Source organism: Streptomyces sp. NPDC002623 (assembly GCF_053592635.1).
Genome location: NZ_JBSFWB010000001.1, coordinates 536,223 through 553,349, shown reverse-complemented (window position 1 = coordinate 553,349; position 17,127 = coordinate 536,223). Strand labels below are relative to the sequence as shown.

General features: G+C 71.9%; 14 protein-coding genes. 6 read left to right on the top strand and 8 right to left on the bottom strand.

Annotated elements, in window-relative coordinates; translation table 11 throughout:
- Nucleotides 1–4 precede the first annotated feature (4 nt).
- Nucleotides 5–937, top strand: coding sequence for an RNA polymerase sigma-70 factor (locus ACWD4O_RS02205; protein WP_451276532.1), 933 nt, complete (start codon nucleotides 5–7; stop codon nucleotides 935–937).
- Nucleotides 938–956: 19 nt separating this feature from the next.
- Here the strand turns inward: ACWD4O_RS02205 and ACWD4O_RS02200 are convergent, their stop codons facing one another.
- From ACWD4O_RS02200 to ACWD4O_RS02175, 6 genes are read right to left on the bottom strand one after another with little or no spacing between them, the layout of a single operon-like run.
- Nucleotides 957–1,883, bottom strand: coding sequence for a fumarylacetoacetate hydrolase family protein (locus ACWD4O_RS02200; RefSeq protein WP_451276530.1), 927 nt, complete (start codon nucleotides 1,881–1,883; stop codon nucleotides 957–959).
- An 11-nt stretch (nucleotides 1,884–1,894) separates the two neighbouring features.
- The gene (locus tag ACWD4O_RS02195) at nucleotides 1,895–2,833 is read right to left on the bottom strand and encodes a VOC family protein (RefSeq protein WP_451276528.1); all 939 of its coding nucleotides are present in this window, start codon (nucleotides 2,831–2,833) and stop codon (nucleotides 1,895–1,897) included.
- A 10-nt stretch (nucleotides 2,834–2,843) separates the two neighbouring features.
- A complete protein-coding gene (locus ACWD4O_RS02190; RefSeq protein ID WP_451276526.1) occupies nucleotides 2,844–3,854 on the bottom strand; it encodes an amidohydrolase family protein in 1,011 nt (336 codons plus the stop codon).
- Nucleotides 3,851–4,981 carry an FAD-dependent oxidoreductase gene (locus tag ACWD4O_RS02185; RefSeq protein ID WP_451276524.1) on the bottom strand — a complete coding sequence of 377 codons (1,131 nt, stop codon included), beginning with the start codon at nucleotides 4,979–4,981 and terminating at the stop codon, nucleotides 3,851–3,853. The genes ACWD4O_RS02190 and ACWD4O_RS02185 overlap by 4 nt, the downstream gene beginning before the upstream one ends.
- Before the next feature lie 32 nt (nucleotides 4,982–5,013).
- Nucleotides 5,014–5,976: a cyclase family protein gene (locus tag ACWD4O_RS02180; protein WP_451276522.1), complete on the bottom strand. Its 963-nt coding sequence runs from the start codon at nucleotides 5,974–5,976 to the stop codon at nucleotides 5,014–5,016.
- Entirely contained in the window at nucleotides 5,973–6,977 is a 1,005-nt protein-coding gene (locus ACWD4O_RS02175) for a fumarylacetoacetate hydrolase family protein (protein WP_451276520.1), read from the bottom strand. Before ACWD4O_RS02175 ends, ACWD4O_RS02180 begins: the two co-directional genes overlap by 4 nt.
- Nucleotides 6,978–7,098: 121 nt before the next feature.
- Here ACWD4O_RS02175 and ACWD4O_RS02170 point away from each other — a divergent pair, with 121 nt between their 5' ends.
- A complete protein-coding gene (locus tag ACWD4O_RS02170; RefSeq protein WP_451276518.1) occupies nucleotides 7,099–8,007 on the top strand; it encodes a LysR substrate-binding domain-containing protein in 909 nt (302 codons plus the stop codon).
- A 52-nt stretch (nucleotides 8,008–8,059) separates the two neighbouring features.
- Here the strand turns inward: ACWD4O_RS02170 and ACWD4O_RS02165 are convergent, their stop codons facing one another.
- Nucleotides 8,060–9,346 carry an MFS transporter gene (locus ACWD4O_RS02165; protein ID WP_451276516.1) on the bottom strand — a complete coding sequence of 429 codons (1,287 nt, stop codon included), beginning with the start codon at nucleotides 9,344–9,346 and terminating at the stop codon, nucleotides 8,060–8,062.
- Nucleotides 9,347–9,584: 238 nt separating this feature from the next.
- Nucleotides 9,585–11,180, bottom strand: coding sequence for a bifunctional 3-(3-hydroxy-phenyl)propionate/3-hydroxycinnamic acid hydroxylase (locus tag ACWD4O_RS02160; RefSeq protein WP_451276514.1), 1,596 nt, complete (start codon nucleotides 11,178–11,180; stop codon nucleotides 9,585–9,587).
- A 138-nt stretch (nucleotides 11,181–11,318) separates the two neighbouring features.
- Here ACWD4O_RS02160 and ACWD4O_RS02155 point away from each other — a divergent pair, with 138 nt between their 5' ends.
- The 4 genes from ACWD4O_RS02155 to ACWD4O_RS02140 all read left to right on the top strand — a co-directional run bounded on the left by ACWD4O_RS02155 (nucleotide 11,319) and on the right by ACWD4O_RS02140 (nucleotide 17,118).
- Nucleotides 11,319–12,527 carry a cysteine desulfurase-like protein gene (locus tag ACWD4O_RS02155; protein WP_451276512.1) on the top strand — a complete coding sequence of 403 codons (1,209 nt, stop codon included), beginning with the start codon at nucleotides 11,319–11,321 and terminating at the stop codon, nucleotides 12,525–12,527.
- Nucleotides 12,528–12,670: 143 nt separating this feature from the next.
- On the top strand, nucleotides 12,671–13,132 hold the full coding sequence (locus tag ACWD4O_RS02150) for a Fur family transcriptional regulator (protein WP_351905556.1): 462 nt from the start codon (nucleotides 12,671–12,673) through the stop codon (nucleotides 13,130–13,132).
- A gap of 26 nt (nucleotides 13,133–13,158) precedes the next feature.
- On the top strand, nucleotides 13,159–15,366 hold the full coding sequence (katG, locus tag ACWD4O_RS02145; protein ID WP_451276509.1) for a catalase/peroxidase HPI: 2,208 nt from the start codon (nucleotides 13,159–13,161) through the stop codon (nucleotides 15,364–15,366).
- Between the two features lie 261 nt (nucleotides 15,367–15,627).
- On the top strand, nucleotides 15,628–17,118 hold the full coding sequence (locus tag ACWD4O_RS02140; protein ID WP_451276507.1) for a family 43 glycosylhydrolase: 1,491 nt from the start codon (nucleotides 15,628–15,630) through the stop codon (nucleotides 17,116–17,118).
- Nucleotides 17,119–17,127: the final 9 nt, after the last annotated feature.

Genomic DNA, 17,127 nt, shown 5'->3' with positions numbered 1-17,127 from the left:
AGACATGAGTGATCACGCCGCCGACACCGACACAAATACAGATGCGGATACAGACACCGACGAGGCGACCGGAACGTTCGTCGCGCACCGCAACCTGCTCTTCACCGTCGCCTACGAGATGCTCGGATCGGCGGCCGACGCCGAGGACGTCCTCCAGGAGACCTGGCTGCGGTGGGTCAAGGTCGATCTGGGGCAGGTGCAGGACCGACGCGCCTACCTGGTCCGGATCACGACCCGGCAGTCGCTCAACCGGCTGCGCACCATGACCCGCCGCAAGGAGGCCTACGTCGGCCCCTGGCTGCCCGAGCCGCTGCTCACCGCACCGGACGTGGCCGAGGACGTCGAGCTCGCCGAGAGCGTGTCGATGGCGCTCATGCTCGTCCTCGAGACGCTGTCGCCGACCGAGCGCGCCGTCTTCGTGCTGCGCGAGGTGTTCGGCGTCGGCTACGACGAGATCGCCGCCGCCGTCGACAAGAACCCCGCGACCGTACGACAGATCGCGCACCGCGCCCGGCTGCACGTCGACGCCCGCCGCCCGCGCGCGGCGGTCTCCGCAAGGGTGACCCGGGCGGCTCTGGAGTCGTTCCAGCACGCGGTCGAGACCGGGGACCTCCAGGGCTTCCTCGACGTGCTCGCCCCCGACGTCGTCCTCCTGACCGACGGCGGCGGCATCAAGCAGGCCGCGGTGCGTCCGATCGTCGGCGCGGACAAGGCGGCCCGCTTCATCATCGGCACCACCGAACGGAACCCGGCCGAGCTCACCAGTGCGCTCACCGTGGTCAACGGCAGCCCAGGACTCCTCCTGCGGCTGGACGGCGAGCTCGACGGCGTCCTCGCGGTCCGGGTCGAGGACGGCCGGATCACCGGCCTCTACTTCGTCCGCAACCCGGAGAAACTGACCCGCGTGGAGTCGGAGACCTCGCTCACCCTGCACTGAGCACCCAGGGGTTCGGCCGTCACCGCCGCTCCCGGGGGCGACGGCGCGCGGTCGGCAGGGGCACGGGATCGACGCCGGCCACCACCGTGTTGGAGACCGTGCCGATGCCCTCCACGGTGAGCGTGACGGTGTCGCCGGGCCGCAGCGGCGGGGGTGACTGCTCCCCGCGCACGCCCCACAGCTCCGCCAGGCAGCCGCCGTTGCCGCAGGTGCCCGAGCCGAGGACGTCGCCGGGGCGGACGAGGGTGCCGCGCGACGCGTAGGCGACCATCTCCTCGAAGGTCCAGCTCATATGGGAGAGCAGGTCCTCGCCGACCACCTCGCCGTTGACCTCCGCGGTCAGCGCGAGGCGCAGGAACCCGTCCGCGTCGCGGTACTTCTCCAGTTCGTCGGCGGTGACGAGGTAGGGGCCCAGAGTGGTCGCGGTGTCCTTGCCCTTGCACGGGCCGAGGCCCACCCGCATCTCGGCGGACTGCAGATCGCGGGCGGACCAGTCGTTGAGGACCGTGTAGCCGAGGATGTGGTCGCGGGCCTGTTCGGGGGTGAGGTCGCGGCCCTCCTTCCCGATCACGGCCGCGACCTCCAGTTCGAAGTCGAGCACCTGCGCACCCGGGGGCAGCGGGATGTCGTCGAACGGGCCGTACACGGCATAGGGGTTGGTGAAGTAGAACGTCGGGGCCGCGTACCACTGCTCCGGCACGCCGGACGCCCCGTCCACGGACCGCCGCACGCCCTCGACGTGTTCCTCGAAGGTGACGAAGTCCCTCACGGTGGGCGGCTGCAGCGGCGGGAGGAGCCGTACCTCCGACAGGGGGACGGCCGCGCCCACCGGGTGGGCGCCGACCGCTTCGAGCGGTGGGACGCCGTCCGGCAGGGCCCGGACGACGGCGTCCTCCACGACGCCGCAGCGGCGGCGCCCCTCGTGCAGATAGCTGGCGATGCGCATGGCGGGCGCCCTCAGACCGGCGGGGCGACGAACAGGCCGCGGTCGACGTCGTTGAAGGACTCCTTGGCGATCAGCTCGTTCATCGGGTTCGCGGTGCCCCACTGGTCGGTGACCTCGGGCCTGGAGAAGTCGTGGACGTGCGGATGCCAGGTGTCCTCGTCCAGCTCCTCCAACTCGGTCGTGTACTCGACGGTGTTGCCGTGCGGGTCGAGGAAGTAGGTGAAGGTGTTGTCGCCCGCCAGGTGCCGTCCCGGGCCCCAGATCTTGCGGACGCCGGCCCGCATCAGCCGACCGGAGCCGCGCAAGTACTCGTCCAGGCCGCGCAGTTCGAAGGAGACGTGATGCAGGGCGGTGTGCGGGCCCTGGGCGATGGCCATGGAGTGGTGCTGGCTGCTGATCCGCATGAAGTGCATGACCTCGCCGATGTGCGGTGAGCTGAGCGTGTCCGAGAGGCGGAAGCCGAGGTGGGTCTCGTACCACTCCCGAGTCCGGTTCAGGTCAGGGGAGTTGAGGACGACGTGCGACAGCCGGACCGGGATCGACTCCTTCTCCTCCACCTTGCGGTGCGCGCGGGCCTCGACGTCGGCGGAGACCTCGACGGTGCGGCCGTCGACGTCGAAGAACCGGAAGCCGTAGCCGCCGCCGGGGGTGTCGACCTTCCCCGGACGGGAGATCAACTGCACGCCTCCCGCCAGGAGTCGCTCGGCGAGCGTGTCGACGTCCGCCGGGCTGCCCGCCCCGTAGGAGACCAGGTCGAGGCGCTTCTCGTCGGCCTTGCGCAGCCGGACGACGTACTGTTCGGGGCTGCCCTCGGCGGCCAGGAAGGAGAGGCCGGAGTCCTCGGCGACCCGGGTCAGGCCCCAGATGCCGGCGTAGAAGTCGAGCTGCTTGTCGTGGTCGGGCACGGCGAGGTCGACGTGCCGGAGATGGGTGAGCAGGCTGGTGCCCATGGGGGCCTCCTCAGGCGAGGTTGAGCAGCGCGGCGGCGGTCGCGCCGCGCACGGCGTGGAAGTCGGCGTCGGACAGGCCCGCGGCGCGCAGTGCGCCCAGCGGGTCCTCGACGCCCATGTCGAAGGGGAAGTCGGAGCCGAGCAGGACCCGCCCCGGGCCTGCGGCGCGCAGCAGTTCCCGCAGTACGTGGGGGTCGTGGACGAGCGAGTCGAAGTAGAGCTGCCGCAGATAACCGCTCGGCTCCCGCGCGCAGCCGCGGGCGTCCGGACGGACCCGCCAGGCGTGGTCGGAGCGGCCGAGGTGGGTGGGCAGATAGCCGCCGCCGTGCGCCGCGATCAGCTTCAGGCCCGGACGGCGGTCCAGGACGCCCGAGAAGATCAGCTGGGAGAGCGCCACGGCGTTCTCGGTGGGCTGGCCGACGGTGTTGGACAGGTACCACCGGTCCAGGCGCTCGTCGAGCGTGCAGCCGAAGGGGTGCAGGAAGAGGAGGGCGCCCGTCTTCTCGGCCCGGGACCAGAAGGGTTCGTACGCGGGGTCCGAGAGCTCTCGGCCGGGTGCGTGCGAGGAGATCTCCACGCCCTTCAGGCCCTGTTCCAGCGCGTGGTCGAGCAACTCCACGGCGAGATCCGGGTGTTGGAGCGGGACCAGGCCGAGGCCGAACAGCCGGTCGGGGGCCTTCGCGCAGTGCGCGGCGGTGCCGCTGTTGGCCAACTGGCACAGAAGATCGGCGAGTTCGCGATCGGCCCAGTAGTGGTAGTGCGACGGCGACGGGCTCACGAGCTGTATGTCCACGCCGGCCGCGTCCATGGCGGCCAGGCGCACGGCGGCGTCCGTGAGCAGCGGCACGCGCGCGGCGACCATCGGACCGTTCACGGCCAGGGCTTCGGGGCCGTTGCGGCGGGCGTCCAGGCTCCGGGCCGCGGCCAGATGGGGGTGACCGGCGACGGCCTCCTCCACCTCCGGGAGCAGGAGGTGGGCGTGGACGTCGACGGTGGGCGCCGCAGCGGGCGGCCGGCTCACGGGCGTTCCTTCAGCGCGCTCAGGGTGCGGTGCATGAGCCCGGGGACGTCCGCGTCGCGCACGCCGTCCAGCAGCCACCGGCCGAGCTGGACGGAGGCGTCGACGACCATGCGCACCCGGGGCAGCCGTCGGGCGTGGTATTCGGTGAGCAGCCGGTCGTCCCAGTCGCCCGGGCCGGTCAGCAGTTCGGCGAGGACGAGGACGTCCTCCAGGGCCATCGCCGCGCCCTGGGCGAGCGTGGGCGGACAGGCGTGGGCGGCGTCCCCGACGAGCACGATCCGGCCGCGGTGCCACGGGCCCTCCACCAAGTGCCGGTCGAACCAGGCGTAGTTGACGGCCTTCGGGTCGGTGAACGCGGAGCGCAGCTCCTCCCATGCGCCGCCGTAGCCCTCGCTGAGCGCCCGCATCTCGTCGGCGTACGCGTCCGGGTCCAGCGAGGACCGGTCGCGGGCCGGTTCGACGAGATAGGCGTAGACCGTGTCCTCGCCGATCGGGCAGTACCCGGCGATGAAACAGCGTCCGCCGTAGACCATCTCGGTGCGGTGGACGCCGGCCGGGCGGGGCGCGGGGGCGCGCCAGATGCCCATGCCGGTGGGTTCGGGCGCGTCGGTGACGCCGATCATGCGGCGGGTGGCGGAGTCCAGTCCGTCGGCGCCGACGACCAGGTCGTAGCGACCGCTCGTGCCGTCCGAGAAGGCGACGTCCACGCCGTCGCCGTCCTGGCGGAAGGCGTCGGCCGTGGTGCCGAGGCGGACGTCGGCGCCCGCGGCCAGCACCCGGTCGATCAGGAGCTGCTGGAGCCCGGGCCGTCTCATGCCGATGTGGGAGGGCAGGTCGTCGCCGCCGGTGCGCAGTTCGTCGTGGGCGTGCAGCACGGTGCCGTCGGGGGCGAGGACGGCGACGCCGTCGGCAGCGAATCCCTCCTTCACGACGCCGTCGAGGACTCCGACCTCGCGCAGCACGCGCAGCGCGTTGCCCTGCAGGGTGATGCCGGAGCCGGCGGAGGCCTTCCAGTCGGGGCTCGCCTCCACGAGGTCGACGGCGATCCCGGCCCTGCGCAACAGGACGGTCAGGGCGTTTCCGGAGGTGCCGCCGCCGACGACGAGGACGGTACGGGTGTCGGTCATGGGAACTCCCTTGTTCCTCTTGCTGCTTGTCGCTACTTGACGGCGATCGGGTTGACGGGGGAGCCGACGGCTCCGGTGATGGGCAGCGGCGCGGCGGTCAGCCAGAACTCGTACACGCTGTCCGCCGCGCAGTCCGCGGCGAGGGCGTCGAGGTCCCACATCTCGCCGATCAGCAGACCGACGTTGGGGATGACGACCTGGTGCAACGGCTGGAAAGCGTTCTCGAACTCGTTCGGCCGGACCTCGAAGCCCCAGGTGTCGGTGGCGATCGCGGCGATCTCGGTGCCGTGCAGCCAGCCGGCGGCGGTGAACGACAGTCCCGGGGCCGGTCCGCCCGCGTAGTCGCCCCAGCCGTCGCGCCGGGCGCGGGCCAGCTGTCCGGTGCGGACGACGACGAGGTCGCCGCGGCCGACGGCCACCCCGTGCGCCGCCGCGGTCGCGGTCAGGTGCTCCTCGGTGATCGCGAAGCCGTCGGGCAGCTCACCGCCGTCGCCGAGGACATGCCCCACGTCGAGGAGCACGCCGCGGCCGGCCACGTGCGGCGCCATGTGCTCGATGCCGGTGACGAGGTCGCCGTCGGAGGTGACGACCCGCTCGGCCGGCCGGCCGTTCCAGGCCTTGCCGTGATCGAAGATGTGCCCGAGCCCGTCCCACTGGGTGGAGCACTGCAACGGCATCGCGATGACGTCGTCGGCGCCGCCGATGCCGTGCGGGAAGCCCTGGTTGCCGAGGGCGGCGTCGGCGCCCGTGTCGAGCATCGTGTGCACCGGGTTGGTGCGCCGACGCCAGCCCTTCTGCGGGCCGTTCATGTCGAAGGACTGGGAGAGCGAGAAGCTGACGCCCCGTCGTACGAGGCCCGCGCCCTCGCGCCGCTTGGCCTCGTCGAGGAAGTTCAGGGTGCCGAGCACGTCGTCCGCGCCCCAGCGCCCCCAGTTCGAGTACGCCTCGGCGGCCTCGGTGATCGCCGCCTCGGGGTCGTGGCGGAGCGGGCTCATGCCCCTGCCTCCGCCACACATCGGGTGCGTTGGACGCCGAGCCCGGTGATGGAGCCCTCCATGACGTCGCCGGCCTGCAGCAGTCGTCCCCAGTGCATGCCGTTGCCGGCCGGGCTGCCCGTCAACACCAGGTCGCCGGGCAGGAGTCGAGCGGTCTGCGAGATGTACGACACCAGCCGGGCGACGCCGAAGAGCATGTCCTTCGTGGACTCGTCCTGCATGGTGTCGCCGTTCAGCTTCAGCGTGACGCGCAGGTCGCCGGGGTCCCCGATCGACCCGGCGGGCACGATCCAGGGGCCGAGCGGGGTGAAGCCGGGCGCGTTCTTGCTGCGCAGCCAGTCGGTGCCGATGGCCGGCATGTCCCGGCGGAAGACGGTCGCCCGGTCGGTGAGGTCGTTGGCGACGGTGTATCCGGCGACATACCCGAGCGCCTCCTCGACGGAGACCCGGGAAGCGGGCCTGGCGATCACGGCCGCCAGCTCCAGCTCCCAGTCCGGCTTCTTCGCCCACGCGGGCAGGACGACGTCGTCGTAGGGGCCGGTGATCGAGCTCGGGAGGCCGATGAACACGTACGGCAGGTCCTCGGCGGCCCGCCGGTCCATGATCTCCGCGATCTCGGCGCGCGCCTCCTCGACCGTGCGGGGGTCGTCGGCGGCCCGGTGGGCGACCTCCAGGTCGATCACGTGCTGCCGGTAGTTGGCACCGGACTGGAAGACCTGCCGGGGCTCGACGGGGGCGTGCACGCGCAGGGCGTCCAGCGGATGCCACGCCGGGGCGTCGTCGTCGGCTGCGGCTGCGGCTGCGGCTGCGAGCGTGTGCAGGTCGGGCAGGATCTCGTCCCACCCCTCCAGCACGGCGCGCATCGTGGCCGGCGCCCGGGTCAGGGCCTTGGCCAGGTCCAGAACCCGGCCCTCGGCCAGCAGACCGGGGAACGGCCGCCCGTCCGCGAGCGAGAACGTGCCGAGACCGAACGGGCCGGCAGGTTGCACGAGTGTTGCCATGAGATGTCCTCCCGCTGGGTTGCGGTCTACTCTGACCGCGATCGACAGATCACGGAAATCAATCCTGTGGATGCACCTCATCCACACCGTGGATATGCTTCGGCCGCTAGGTGGGTGCCCGTTGAACCTGTCCCGACTCGACCTGAACCTGGTCGTCGCGCTGCGCGCGCTGCTGGAGGAGCGCAACGTCACCCGGGCCGGCGAACGCATCGGACTGAGCCAGCCCGCGATGAGCGCGGCGCTGTCCCGGCTGCGCCGCCACTTCGACGACGAGCTCCTCGCCAGGACCGGCAACGCCTACGAGCTGACGCCGCTCGGGGTGGCCCTGCGCGACCGCAGCGCCACCGCGTGCGACCTGCTGGAACGGGTCTTCGCCAGCCAGGCCGAATTCGACCCGGCCGTCGAGACCCGTGAGTTCACGCTGCTCGCCTCCGACTACGGCACGGCCGTCTTCGGCTCCGCGCTGGCCCGCGCCCTGCACGAGGAGGCCCCGGGCATCCGGCTCGACTTCCAGCACCCGCCGCCCACCGTCACGGAGAACACCGCCGCCCTGCTGAGCACCGTCGACGGACTGCTGATGCCGCACGGCGTCATCGACGGCTTCCCGGCCGTCGACCTCTTCCAGGACCGCTGGCTGTGCATGGTCGCCGACGACCACCCGGAGGTCGGCGAGGCCCTCTCCCTCGACCAGCTGGCCCAGCTGCCCTGGGCCGTCTACCAGCGCCCCTACGACGCGCCGGTGGCCCGCCAGCTCAGCATGCTCGGCATCAGCCCCCGGGTGGAGGTCTCGGTGCAGACCTTCCAGCTGCTCCCCCACATGGTCGAGGGCACACGCCGGGTCGCGATGATCCAGGAACGCCTGGCCCGCCGCGCGGTCCGCGCCGCCGCGGTCCGCGTCCTGCCCTGCCCCTTCGAGGCCGTGCCGGTCGGCGAGGCGATGTGGTGGCACCCCGTGCACACCCAGGACGCGTCCCACATCTGGCTGCGCCGGAAGGCGGCGGAGGTCGGAGCGGCGCAGGTCGCCTCCTGATCCCGGCGGTCTTCCGGCGCCTCCCGTCGGCCCGGGCGGCGAGCCGAGCCGCTCAGGCCACCTGCTCCGGCAGCCGCCGGGGGCTCGCCGCGTCCGTGCGGCGGCGGGCCTCCCACAGGCCCGCCGCGACGGCCGCGGCGACCAGCCCCAGCACACCCACCGCGCCCGCGAGACTGCCGACCGCCGACTCCACGGCGAGCAGCACCAGCGGGCAGACGAACTCGCCGCCGAAGAACGCCGCCGTCCACAGTCCCGTGCCCCGGCCGCGGTCCTCGTAGGCCAGCCGGGACATGGCGCTGGTGAGCAGCGCGGGCAACAGCAGACCCGTGCCCAGGCAGTTGAGCACCGCCCCGACGACCAGCAGCGGGGCGTTGCCCGCGAGGCACATCACCGCGAATCCGGCGGCGCACAGCGCGAGGACCGCGGGCAGCAACGGCTCCGGGGCGCGCTTCAGCCGGGCGAAGGCGACCGCACCGCCGACGGTGGCGGCGCTCGCGGCCGCGGTGGCCAGACCGATCACCCCCGAGTCCTCCACCCCGAGGTCGTCCAGCAGGTACGCCATCTCCACCGGGACGGTGTAGAAGACCATCGCGCCGAAGAAGGTGAGGGCGCAGATGCCACGCGACTGCCGCCAGGGGAACGAGCGGCGCTGCGACGCCTCGGCGGCGGGGACGGGGGCTGCGTCGGACGTCGTGCGCGCCGCCCGGCCGGGCAGGGCGACGGCCATCAGCGGGGCGAGCACCAGGCTCACGGCGTAGAGCCAGAACGGCGCGCGCCAGCCCGCCGCCCCGGCCGCGCCGCCGATCACGAAGAAGACGGTGGCGGACGCGGAGGCGCACATGGTCTGCAGGGCGAGGTACTTCACCCGTCGGCGACCGGTGTAGTAGTCGCCGATCAGCGTGGTGCAGCAGGTCATGATGGCCGCTTCGGCAACCCCGACCAGCGCGCGGCCGGCGATGATCGCGCCGAGGGAGTCCAGCCACAGCGGCGCCGTGCCGAACGCCGCGTACAGGGCGGTCGCCACGATCAGCAGCCGCTTGCGGCCCAGCCGGTCGACGATCACCCCGGCGAACGGCGCCAGCAGCGCCATCGCCAGGGCCGGCACGGTCAGCGCGAGCGGCACCAGCGCCTCGGCGCCCGGCGTCGACGCGAAGTGGTCCTGCATCTTCGGCAGCACCGGGGCGATCAGCACCGCCCCGAGGATCGGCAGACAGCTGCCCGCCATCAGCAGGGTCACCCTCAGCAGATGGGCCGGGCCCGAGTCGGCGACGGGCGGCGGGGCGGTGTCGTCCACCGCGGCGGGCGGCGGCGGGGGCACGGATGGCACGGATCCGGGCATGGCGACTCCAGGGGACGGCGTAGGGAGTGGGCATGCCTCGGGGGCGCCGTCGGCGCCGGCATGCTGGGGGGAGGCCGCGCGCCGACGGAGGATCCGGACGGCGGCGTGCGGGTAGCGACGACTATGGGGGCGTCGAGGCGCCCGTCGCCATCCCCTGCGCGATCCGAATCCCGTATCCGGCTCATCCACGGGGTGGATGGGGCCGGGGCCCGGTCACCGCCCCCGGTCACCGCCCCGGTCACCGCCCCCGATCGGTCCCGCGCAGTCGTCCGCGGGCGGAGGCGAGCAGCTCGCCGATGCCGTCCGCGGAACCGACGCCGCCGAACACGTAGTGATCGGGGCGGGCGAGCACCGCCTCGCACGACCGGTGCCGCAGCCAGGCGTCCAGGACGTGCCCCTCCTCGCGGTACTCCTGCGTCCCGGCGGGCGGAGCGCCGTCCACGAGCCGCACGAGACGGACCGGGAAGCCGCCCTCGGCCGCGTGCGCGCGCAGCGCGGACTCGGCCGCGGACGGATCCGCGTCCTGCCGCAGCACCAGCCGGAACGTGCTCCCGGTGAACTCGTCCAGGAGTCCGGTGCCGCCCCCGGAGTCGGTCACGCGCGGCTGCGGCATGATGTCGCCGCGCGCGGGGAGACCCTGCGGCGCGAGGAACCCGGCGCGCAGTCCGGGGATCAGGGACTGCCGGACGGTCCCCTCGGGCGCCGCCGCCAGCTCCGCCAGCAGCTTGGCATCGCGTTCGGCGGCCGCCTCCTCGTCGCGTTCGCAGATGACGTGCCCGAACTCCTTTGCGGTGAGCGTGACTTGACGCACATGCGGCGCCCGCTCCCGCTGGTAGGCGTCCAGGAGCGAGTCGTCGGCGCCGCCGCGCAGATGCAGGGCGAGCTTCCACATCAGGTTGGACGCGTCCCGGATGCCCTGGCACATGCCCTGCGCGAGGAACGGCGGGGTCATGTGCGCGGCGTCGCCGAGGAAGAGCAGCCGCCCCACCCGCCACTGCTCCAGGACGAGGGCATGGAAGCGGTAGGTGGACGCCCGCCACAGGTCGTACTCCCCGGGAGCCAGCCAGCGTGCCAGCAGGCCGCGGATGAAGTCCGGGTCGGCGACGTCCTCGGGCCGTTCGTCCGGGTTGATCATGAACTCCCAGCGGCGATGGTCCCCCGGCCCCACGACGAACGTGCTGGGCCGGGCCGGCTCGCAGTACTGGACGTTCGTCCGCGGCAGAGCGGCTCCGGCGCCGGGGCGCAGCCGCAGGTCCACCACCAGCCACGGCTGGTCGAACTCCAGGTCCGCCATCCGCAGCCCCGCCCGTCTGCGCGCCGGGCTCGCGCCGCCGTCGCAGGCCAGCACGTACCGCGCCCGCAGCGCGCGCGGGCGGCCCGCCGCGTCGACCACGTCCACGGTGGCGCCGACGTCGTCGGGGCGGACGTCCGTCACCTCCGTGCCGAGGTGCAGGTCGACGCCGTCCGCCTGTTCGAGGCGGCGGCGCAGGGCGGCCTCCAGCTGCGGTTGGTCGAAGACGTAGTTGGGCTCCCAGCCCAGGAGACGGGGCGGCGGCGCGACGCCGATGCGCTTGATGACCCGTCCGCCGGCGTTGCGGTACTCGGACGGCCGGTACGGCATGGTGTGGTCCGCGAGGGCCTCGGCCAGCCCGAGGCCGGCGAAGACCCGCATCGCCTCCTGGTCGAAGCCGATGGCCCGGGGCCGCGGCTCGATCTCCACGGCGCGGTCGAACGCCACGACGCTCAGGCCCAGGTCATGGGCGAGGTTGGCGGCCGTGGCCCCGACCGGGCCCAGCCCCACGACGACCACGTCGGCGTCGAATTCGTCGCTCACCGGCAGCCCCTTCCGACGCCCGTCCGACACCTCCGAACACGACGGACCGTATTCGTCAAAAGTAAGACAGTCAAGGGTCTGACAATCGATTCGCGCGTCCACTGGCAGGCGTCGGCCCCGAGTGCCAGAGTCTGGGCCATGGCCATGGACGTCGCCGCACTGCGCACCCGTTTCCCCTCCCTCACGCACGGTCTCGCCTTCTTCGACGGGCCGGGCGGGACCCAGACCCCCCTCCCGGTCGCCGAGGCCGTGACCAGGACGTTGACCGGCCCGCTGTCCAACCGGGGGCTGGTCAGCGCGTCCGAGCTGAACGCCGAGCGGGCGGTCGGCGAGTTCCGCGCCGCCTACGCCGACCTGCTGGGCGTGCCCGCCGGCACCGTCGTGCACGGACGCAGCGCCACCCAGCTCACCTACGACTTCTCCCGGCACCTGGCCAAGGACTGGCGGCCCGGCGACGAGATCGTCCTCAGCCGTCTCGATCACGACGCCAACGTCCGCCCCTGGGTCCAGGCGGCGGAGCGCGCCGGGGCCGTCGTCCGCTGGACGGAGATCGACGCCGCGACCACGGAGCTCGACCTGGACTCCTACGAGCGGGCGCTGTCGCCGCGGACCCGGCTGGTCGCGGTGACCGCGGCCTCCAACGTGCTGGGCACGAAGCCGCCCGTGCGCCGGATCGCCGACCGGGCCCACGAGGTCGGCGCGCTGGTGTACGTGGACGGCGTGCACTACGCGGCGCACCACCTGGTGGACGTGCCCGCACTGGGGGCCGACCTGTTCGTCTGCTCGCCGTACAAGTTCCTCGGACCGCACTGCGGGGTGCTCGCCGGATCCCCCGAGCTCCTCGAATCCCTCGCCCCGGACAAGCTGCTGCCCTCCCCGGACACGGTGCCGGAGCGCTTCGAGTTCGGGACGCTGCCCTACGAGACCCTGGCGGGCGCCACCGCCGCCGTCGACTTCCTGGCGGCGCTGGACGAGTCCGGGCCGGGCACGGGGGAATCGCGCAGAGAGCGGCTGAGGCGTTCGCTGCACTCCCTGCACGAGCACGAGAACGCGCTGCGCGCCAGGCTGGACGACGGACTGCGCGCACTGGGCGACGCCGTCACCGTCCACTCCAGGGCGGCGGACCGCACCCCGACCGTCCTGATGACCCTGGAGGGCCGGGACGCGACCGCGGCACAGGCGCATCTTTCCGCCCGCGGGGTCGTTGCCCCGGCGGGGTCCTTCTACGCCCACGAGGTCTTCGCCGCACTGGGACTCCCCGACCCCGCGCTGCGGGCGGGACTCGCCCCCTACAACGACACGGAGGACGTCGACCGGCTCCTCGACGGGCTCGCCTCGTTTCTCTGAAAGTCTCTTCCCCGTCGGTTTCCCCGCCGGCTTCCCGCCGGGCCCACCGCCCCCGTCTCCCCCGCCCCCGTCTCCTCCTGTTTCCCAGACTTGCACTCTTCGTTTTCTTGAAGCGTTCGTGTTTATGAAGTAGGTTCGGCCTCATGACAGCACCCCGTACACCGACCACCGCCGAGGAGCTGCGCGGTGTCGGCCTGCGGGTGACGGCCGCCCGTGTCGCCCTGCTCGAGACCGTCCGGGACGGCGATCACCTCGGTGTCGAGGCGATCGCCACCGGAGTGCGCGACCGCGTGGGCCACATCTCCCTGCAAGCCGTGTACGAAGCCCTCCACGCGCTGACCACGGCAGGACTCGTGCGCCGCCTCGAGCCGCCCGGCAGCCCGGCCCGGTTCGAGGGGCGCGTCGGGGACAACCACCACCACCTCGTGTGCCGCTCGTGCGGCGTCGTCGTCGACGTCGACTGCGCGGTCGGTCACGCCCCCTGCCTCACCGCGGCCGACGATCGGGGCTTCTCGATCGACGAGGCCGAGGTCATCTACTGGGGCCTGTGCCCCGCCTGCTCGACCGCCGATACCGCGTCCACCAGCGGTACCGCAGCACTCTGAATTCCCCCATGTTCGGAAGGATCGCTATGTCCGAGAACCACGACGCAATCGTCACCGACGCGAAGGAGGAGACGGGCGGCTGCCCCGTCGCCCACGGACGCGCCGCGCACCCGACCCAGGGCGGCGGCAACCGCCAGTGGTGGCCGGAGCGGCTCAACCTGAAGATCCTCGCCAAGGACCCCGTCGTGGCGAACCCGCTCGGTGCGGAGTTCGACTACGCCACGGCGTTCGAGGCGCTCGACCTGGCGGCCGTCAAACAGGACATCGCCGAAGTGCTGACCACCTCGCAGGACTGGTGGCCCGCCGACTTCGGCAACTACGGCCCGCTGATGATCCGTATGGCCTGGCACAGCGCCGGCACCTACCGCATCAGCGACGGCCGTGGCGGTGGCGGCCGCGGACAGCAGCGCTTCGCGCCGCTGAACAGCTGGCCGGACAACGGCAACCTCGACAAGGCCCGCCGTCTGCTGTGGCCGGTCAAGAAGAAGTACGGCCAGTCCATCTCCTGGGCCGACCTCATGATCCTCACGGGCAACGTCGCGCTGGAGACGATGGGCTTCGAGACCTTCGGCTTCGCCGGCGGCCGCGCGGACGTCTGGGAGGCCGACGAGGACGTGTACTGGGGTCCGGAGACCACCTGGCTCGACGACCAGCGCTACACCGGCGACCGTGAGCTGGAGAACCCGCTCGGCGCGGTCCAGATGGGCCTCATCTACGTCAACCCGGAGGGCCCCAACGGCAACCCGGACCCGCTGGCCGCGGCCCGTGACATCCGCGAGACGTTCCGCCGCATGGCGATGAACGACGAGGAGACGGTCGCCCTCATCGCCGGTGGCCACACCTTCGGCAAGACCCACGGCGCGGGCCCGGCCGAGTCGGTCGGCGACGACCCCGAGGCCGCCTCGATCGAGCAGCAGGGCCTGGGCTGGAAGTCCACCTACGGCACCGGCAAGGGCGGCGACGCCATCACCTCCGGCCTCGAGGTGACCTGGACCACCAAGCCCACCCAGTGGAGCAACGACTTCTTCGACATCCTCTTCGGCTACGAGTGGGAGCTGACCCAGAGCCCCGCCGGCGCCAACCAGTGGGTGGCCAAGGACGCCGAGGCGATCATCCCCGACGCCCACAGCGACTCCAAGAAGCTGCCGACGATGCTCACCACCGACCTCTCGCTGCGCTTCGACCCGATCTACGGCGAGATCTCGAAGCGCTTCCACGAGAACCCGGACCAGTTCGCGGACGCCTTCGCCCGCGCCTGGTACAAGCTGACCCACCGTGACCTGGGTCCGAAGTCCCTGTACCTCGGCCCGGAGGTCCCGGCGGAGACCCTGCTGTGGCAGGACCCGCTGCCGGCGGCCGAGGGCGAGGTCATCGGCGCCGAGGACATCGCGGCCCTGAAGGCCAAGCTCCTCGACTCGGGGCTCACCGTCTCCCAGCTGGTGTCCACCGCGTGGGCGGCGGCCTCCAGCCACCGCGGCAGCGACAAGCGCGGCGGCGCCAACGGCGCCCGCATCCGCCTCGAGCCGCAGCGCGGCTGGGAGGTCAACAACCCGGACGAGCTGGCGCTGGTGCTGCGCACGCTCGAGGGCGTCCAGCAGGAGTTCAACTCCGGCGCCAAGAAGGTCTCCCTGGCCGACCTGATCGTCCTCGGCGGCGCCGCCGCCGTGGAGAAGGCCGCGGGGGACGCCGGTCACGACGTGGAGGTCCCCTTCACGCCGGGCCGTGTGGACGCCTCCCAGGAGCAGACGGACGTCGAGTCGTTCGCCGCGCTCGAGCCGACCGCCGACGGGTTCCGCAACTACCTCGGCAAGGGCAACCGCCTGCCGGCCGAGTACCTGCTGCTCGACAAGGCGAACCTGCTGACCCTGAGCGCCCCCGAGCTGACGGTCCTGGTCGGCGGCCTGCGCGTGCTGGGCGCCAACCACGGCCAGTCCTCGCACGGCGTCCTCACCGACGCCCCGGGCACGCTGACGAACGACTTCTTCGTCAACCTGCTCGACCTGGGCACGACCTGGTCGTCCACGTCCTCGGACCAGGCCACGTTCGAGGGCCGCGACGCCTCCGGCGAGGTCAGGTGGACCGGCACCCGTGCCGACCTGGTCTTCGGCTCGAACTCCGAGCTGCGCGCCATCGCCGAGGTCTACGCGAGCGACGACGCGAAGGAGAAGTTCGTGAACGACTTCGTCGCGGCGTGGGTCAAGGTCTCGAACCTCGACCGGTTCGACCTGGTCTGATCTCCAGCTGATCTCCGGCTGAAGTCATCGGGGCGTCCGGCTCGACCACAACGGTCGAGCAGGGCGCCCCGCTGCGTTGTGCGCGACCGGGCGCGCTCACGGTCGTTCCGAAGCGACAGCTGGTTTTCGACTGCTTTCCGATACCGGTGGTACTGCTGAAACCATTGACGAGGACATGCACGCCCCCTATCTTCTGGCCGAAGTTACGAACCATGTTCGAAATCCCGGACATGCGGCTTCATGGACAAGGGACGGTCCTGTATGCCTCGGAATTATCGCCGCAGACCCCTGCTCGTGTGCGTGCTGGCACTCCTCGTGGCTCTGGTGGCGGCGACCCAGCCGGTCTCCGCGGCCGACGGCCGCCCGTACACCAACCCGGTGAAGTCGGCCAAGGGGGCCGACCCCTGGCTGGAGTACTACGACGGCAACTACTACCTGATCACGACGACGTTCACGGGCGTCCTCGGCATGCGGAAGGCGCCGACCCTGGCGGGGCTCGCCACCGCGCCCACCGTGCAGGTGTGGTCGGACACCACCTCCACCCGCAACACCAACATCTGGGCGCCGGAGATCCACCGGTTCAACGGCCACTGGTACCTGTACTACTCGGCCGGCCAGGGCGGCACCGCGTGCTGCGACTCCCAGCGCACCCATGTGCTGGAGAGCGCCGGCACCGACCCGCTGGGCCCGTACACCTACAAGGGCTCCCTCACCGGCTCCAATCTCACGCCGGGCGGCTGGCTGATCGACGCGAGCGTGCTGCAGGCGAACGGAAACCTGTATCTCGTCGGAAGCGGTTTCATCAACGGCAGCACGCAGAGCCTGGTCATCGCGCCGATGAGCAACCCGTACACGCTGTCCAGTAACACATTCACGATCATCTCCAGCCCCACGCTGAGCTGGGAGACCTCGGGCGCTCCCGTCAACGAGGGACCCGAGCCGCTCTACCACGACGGACGCACTTTCCTTTCGTTCTCCGCGAGTTACTGCCAGACGGCGGACTACAAGCTCGGCCTGCTGGAACTGACCGGCACCGATCCGCTCAGCCCGGCGTCCTGGACGAAGAAACAGACGCCGGTCTTCCAGCGCAGCGACGCGAACGGCGTCTACGGTCCGGGCCACAACGGTTTCTTCAGCTCGCCCGACGGCACCGAGAACTGGATCGTCTACCACGCGAACTCCTCCGCGAGCGGCGGCTGCGGCAACGGCCGCACGACCCGTGCCCAGAAGTTCACCTGGAACGCCGACGGCACCCCGAACTTCGGCACGCCCGTCGCCCTCGGCACGACGCTCCCCGGCCCGTCCGGCGAGACGGCGGCAACCCCGACGGCGTACACCCTCGTCAACCGCAACAGCGGCAAGTGCCTTGACGTCGAGGGCGGTTCCACCGCCAACGGCACGAACATCCTCCAGTGGACCTGCAACGGCGGGGCCAACCAGAAGTGGCGGATCGAGGACCAGGGCGACGACACCGGCCGACTGGTGAACGTGGCCACCGGCGGGGTGATGGACACCGCCGACTGCTCCACCGCCGACGGCGCCGATCTGCGCCAGTGGTCGTGGCTGAACAACAAGTGCCAGCGTTTCCGTGCCGTCTTCACCGCGACTGGGGACTACGTCCGGCTCGTGAACGAGAACAGCGGCAAGGTCGCCGACGTCGCGAACTGCGCCACCGCCGACGGCGCCGACGTACGGCAGTGGACCTGGCTGAACAACACCTGCCAGCAGTGGCGCCTCGTGCCCACCACCTGAGCCCGACCC